The organism is Cryobacterium algoritolerans (assembly GCF_004402785.1).
GTDB lineage: Bacteria > Actinomycetota > Actinomycetes > Actinomycetales > Microbacteriaceae > Cryobacterium > Cryobacterium algoritolerans.
In genome coordinates this window covers 1-4,553 of record NZ_SOFP01000065.1, presented here as the reverse complement: position 1 = coordinate 4,553, position 4,553 = coordinate 1, and the positions used below count along the sequence as shown (strand labels likewise).

4 protein-coding genes are annotated in these 4,553 nt (G+C 63.3%); all 4 read right to left on the bottom strand.

The window, feature by feature from the left end; genetic code table 11:
- Nucleotides 1–226 precede the first annotated feature (226 nt).
- Entirely contained in the window at nucleotides 227–982 is a 756-nt protein-coding gene (locus E3O19_RS13760; RefSeq protein ID WP_134568510.1) for an ATP-binding protein, read from the bottom strand.
- Nucleotides 979–2,550, bottom strand: a complete 1,572-nt coding sequence (gene istA, locus E3O19_RS13755; RefSeq protein WP_134568508.1) for an IS21 family transposase — start codon at nucleotides 2,548–2,550, stop codon at nucleotides 979–981. Before istA ends, E3O19_RS13760 begins: the two co-directional genes overlap by 4 nt.
- A gap of 275 nt (nucleotides 2,551–2,825) precedes the next feature.
- The gene (locus E3O19_RS13750; protein WP_134568506.1) at nucleotides 2,826–3,575 is read right to left on the bottom strand and encodes an ATP-binding protein; all 750 of its coding nucleotides are present in this window, start codon (nucleotides 3,573–3,575) and stop codon (nucleotides 2,826–2,828) included.
- Nucleotides 3,572–4,543 carry a transposase gene (locus tag E3O19_RS13745; protein ID WP_134568504.1) on the bottom strand — a complete coding sequence of 324 codons (972 nt, stop codon included), beginning with the start codon at nucleotides 4,541–4,543 and terminating at the stop codon, nucleotides 3,572–3,574. The genes E3O19_RS13750 and E3O19_RS13745 overlap by 4 nt, the downstream gene beginning before the upstream one ends.
- Nucleotides 4,544–4,553: the final 10 nt, after the last annotated feature.

Below are 4,553 nucleotides of genomic sequence, written 5' to 3'. Positions count from 1 at the left end.
CCCACAGAAATTGTCGGCATAATTCCGGCGTTGTCGGAAGCTGTTCCCGAGGAGGCACTGTGCTTCCAGATGAGGAACGAACTGATGCCAGGAACACGCAGAAGAGCTGTGAGTATTTGAGGGCTTGGGGGCCAGTGAATATTGCCTTTGGGGGCCACCGGTATTGCCTGTGGGGGCCAGGCAGTCGCGCGGTCGGGGGCCAGTGACGCCCGACCACGCGACGGGTTTAGGACACCGTGACTTGGCCGGCGGTGTGTTCTCTCATGTTGTGGCCGCCGGTCTCGACCCAGATGGTGTTGTGCACGATGCGGTCCATGATCGCGTCGGCGTGAACCCCAGAACCGAGGCGCTGGTGCCAATTCTTTTGGGCGTATTGGGTGCAGAACACCGTTGATGCCTGGTCGTAGCGCCGCTCCAGGAGTTCCAACAGCATGCTCCTGGTGCTCTCGTCGGGTTCATCCAGTAGCCACTCATCGATCACCAACAGCGAGAACGCGGCGTACTTGTTCAGGAACTTCGTCGACCCGGACGGCTTGTCGCGAGCCAGCTGCCAGGCCTCTTCGAGCTCCGGCATCCGAATGTAGTGCGCCCGCACCCGGTGCAGGCACGCGGCCTTGGCCAACGCGCACCCTAGATACGATTTCCCTGACCCGGTGAAACCCTGGAACACGACGTTCTGCTGCCGGTCGATGAATGAGCAGGTGCCCAAGCCGGCGATCATGGATCGGTCAAGGCCGCGTTCCTCCACGAGGTCCAGACGCCGCAAATCCGCGTTCGGATAGCGCAGGTTCGCCCGGCGGATCAGCCCCTCCACCTTGGTCTGGGTAAAGACGGAATGGGCGTCATCGACGGCCAGTTTGATCTTCTCCTCGAACGCCAAACCCAGCGTCAGGACGTCGTCTTGGGCGTCGAACGCGTCCAAGAGGGTGGCCACGCCCATTTCGCGGAGTTTGCGTTTGGTCTCGATATCGATCCGGCTCATCGTGCACCGCCTCCGGCGTAGTAGTCGGCGCCGCGAACATACCCGCCAGGCTCAGGTTCGATGGGTTCGAAGCGCGGCATCCTGCGGGGGCCTGTCTTGTCCTGCCCGGTCTCCAGGATCGGCTGCAGGTGCGCATACCGGGGCGAGCGAACACGACCGTCGAGCGCGATCTGACACGCTTTGTCCACTCGCGCGCTAGAGTAACGGCGGCTCAGCCGCAGCACGGCCAGGGCAGCGTCGAAGCCTTGCTCCTCCACCGCCACGGCTTCGAAGATCCTGTTCACGACGGTGACCATGTTCGGGCCGACCCGTTCCGCCCATGCCCGAATCCTGGGCCCGTCCCACTCCCGATACTTCTCGCCCTGGGGCTGATCGGCATCGTTCGTGCGGTATTCGTTCACGACATGCTCGCCGAACAACAAGTGGCTGGTGAGCCGCTCATGATGGCGATAAACCTCCAGCAGCTGGGTGGTGATGCGCAGGTCGACGGCCTGGCCGATGTGCGCGTAGGGGACGGAGTAGAAGTTCTTCTCCCAAACCACATGACCGTTCTTCTGCACCCGGCGCCCCATGATCCACCGGCTGATTTCATACGAAGCCGACGGCAACGGCCGAAGCAGCGCCTTCTCCTCCGTCTGGAACACGCTGAAGCGGGAGCCGGCGCGTTTCTGGAACGGCTCCCGGTTATAGGCATCGATGCGTTCCCGGATCGCTGCCCGCAGCTCGGGAAGCGTCCCGAAACGTCGATGACGCAACCCAGCAATCACCCAGGTCGCGACGTGAGAGACCGTGTTTTCCACGGATGCCTTGTCTTTTGGTGACCGGGGGCGGCCCGGCAGCACCGCGGCTGAGTAATGCGCCGCCAATTCGCGGTAGGCGTCGTTCAACACGACCTCACCCTCGCGCGGGTGCTTGATCACTCCGGTCTTCAGGTTGTCGGGCACGATTCTAGGAACAGTGCCGCCGAACCATTCAAACATCGCGACGTTGGCCAACAGCCAGGTATCTTGCCGCATATCCAAAGCCGGCTCCACGAACGCATACCTCGAAAACGGCAAGCACGCGACGAACAAATACACCCGAGACGTCTCACCGGTCACCGGGTCGGTGAGCTGCATCGTCGGCCCCGACCAGTCGACCTCGACCGTCCGCCCGGCCTTGTGGCCGACCCGGGAGGCCGCCCCCGTGACCAATGCATGGGCTGCGTATGACTTGCAGAATCGGTCGTAACCCATCGCCGGCTGCGCCTTCGCAGCGCACCCGTCGACATACTCGCCATGGAGCAGCTTCAGCGTCACCCCAACCATGGCGAGTTCTTTATGCACCGCGTCCCAATCCGGCTGCACGAACACACTCTCGTGTTCGCCCCGGCCCGGGAACAGCAACGCATACACCTCAGCATCGCTGCGGTTTGCATGGCCATCACTGCCGATGCCGGCCTTCTCGGCGGCGTCGAATACCGCCAGCACACTCTTACGCGACATGCCCTGAGCGAGAGCGATCGCGCGCCCCGTCATGCCTTCAGCGCGGAATTGAAGCACGAGCTTCGCGTTGATCCTTCGTACCATTGTTGATTACTCCTCCTGCCGCGTGCCAATACACGCGGCGGAAGGAGCTAAGCAGATGGCCCCCAACAGCAATATTCGGTGGCCCCCGAGCACGCTACTGGCCACACCGCCCGGTGGCCCCCAAAGACAATAACGGTGGCCCCCAGAAGTGCTAATACTCATCTGAGTATTCGAGTCTCTGAGCCCCACCCGATCGTGCGGTTGAGCCCCACTGGTCGTGCGGAAGAGCACCAGTGGTGGTGTGGCTCAGCACCACTGGTGCTCCCCGTCACGGATTACGCGGTTGCGAGGGCGGTTTGTTCCCTCATGTTGTAGGTGCCGGTGTCGACCCAGGTGGTGTTGTGGATGATGCGGTCCATGATGGCGTCGGCGTGGACGCCGGCGCCGAGGCGTTGGTGCCAGTCCTTCTGTTGATACTGGGTGCAGAACACTGTTGATGTCTCGCCGTAGCGGCGCTCCATCAGCTCCAGCAGCATTGTCCGCATCGATTCCGTCGGCTTATCGAGCAGCCACTCGTCGATGACCAGCAGCGTGAACGCGGCATATTTGCGGAGGAACTTGCCCGCCCCGCCCGGGGCGTCTTGCGCGGCGACCCAGGCTTCCTCGAGGTCGGGCATCCGGACGTAGTGGGCGCGGATTCGGTGCTCGCAGGCCCGTTTGGCGATCGCGCATCCCAGATACGACTTCCCCGACCCGGTAAAGCCCTGGAAGACGAGGTTCTGCTGCCGGGTGACGAACGAGCAGGTCCCGAGCTGGGTCAGCACCTGCCGGTTGAGGCCGCGCTCGTCGAGGAGGTCGATGCGCCGCAAATCCGCGTTCGGGTAACGCAGTCCCGCCCGCCGGATCAGCCCGTCAACCTTGGAATGCATGAAGCTCGAGTAGGCGTCGTCGACGACCAGCCGGACCCGTTCCTCGAAGGTCAGGCTGATCGAGAGAATCTCGTCCTGGAGGTCGATGGCCTCCAATAGCTCGCCGGCATTCATCTCGCGGAGCTTGCGTTTAGTCTCCCCGTCCAGCGCGCTCAACGGTTCCCTCCGGCGTAGTAAGCGCTGCCACGAACATAACCGCCATCGTCCGGTTCCGGTTCCGGTTCCGGAACTTGTCCGGTTTTGTCTTGCCCGGTGTCGAGGATCGGCCGCAAATGCGCGTAGCGCGGGGAGCGGACCGGCCCCCGCAGCGCGAGTGCGCAGGCGGCCTCGACCCGGGCCGGAGGGAACCGGCGCGACAGTTTTAGCACGGCCAGCGCGGCGTCGAAGCCGGCCTCGTCGATGGAGACGGTCTCGAAGATCTTGGCCGTCACGGTGACGGTTGCCGGCCCGATCCGCGCGGCCCATTCCTCGATCCGGGCTCGGTCCCAGGCCTGGAAGCTGCGCCCCTCGGGCAAGTCCGCATCGTTCGTCCGATACTGGTTCGTCGTCGTGACCGGCAGCAGCAAATGGCTGGCCAGACGTTCGTCGCGCCGATAGACCTCCAGCATCGTCTCGGTGACACGAAGGTCTACCAGCGCGCCGATGTGGCTGAAGGGGACGGAGTAGAAATTCTTGGCCCAGACCACGTGGGCGTTGGCGTTGACCTTTCGTTTATAGGACCACGTGCTGATCTCGAACGGTGCCGCTGGCAGCGCCTGCAACAGAGGTTTCTCCTCGGTGGTGAACACGCTGAGGCGGGACCCGACGCGTTTCTGGAACGGCTCCCGGTTGTAGGCATCCATCTGTTCCCGGATTCGCAGGCGCAACTGCGCCAGCGAGGTGAACGTCTCCTTCCTCAAACCGGCGATGACCCAGGTCGCGACATGGGCCACCGTGTTCTCAGTGCTACTTTTGTCGCGCGGGTGCCGAACTCTGCCGGGGAGCACCGCGGCAGAGTAGTGCGCAGCCATCTCCCGGTAGGCATAGTTCAAAACGACCTCCCCTTCCTTCGGGTGGGAGATCACCCCTGTCTTCAAGTTGTCGGGCACCAGGCGTGGGACGCTGCCGCCGAAGAACGCGAACATTGCAGTGTGG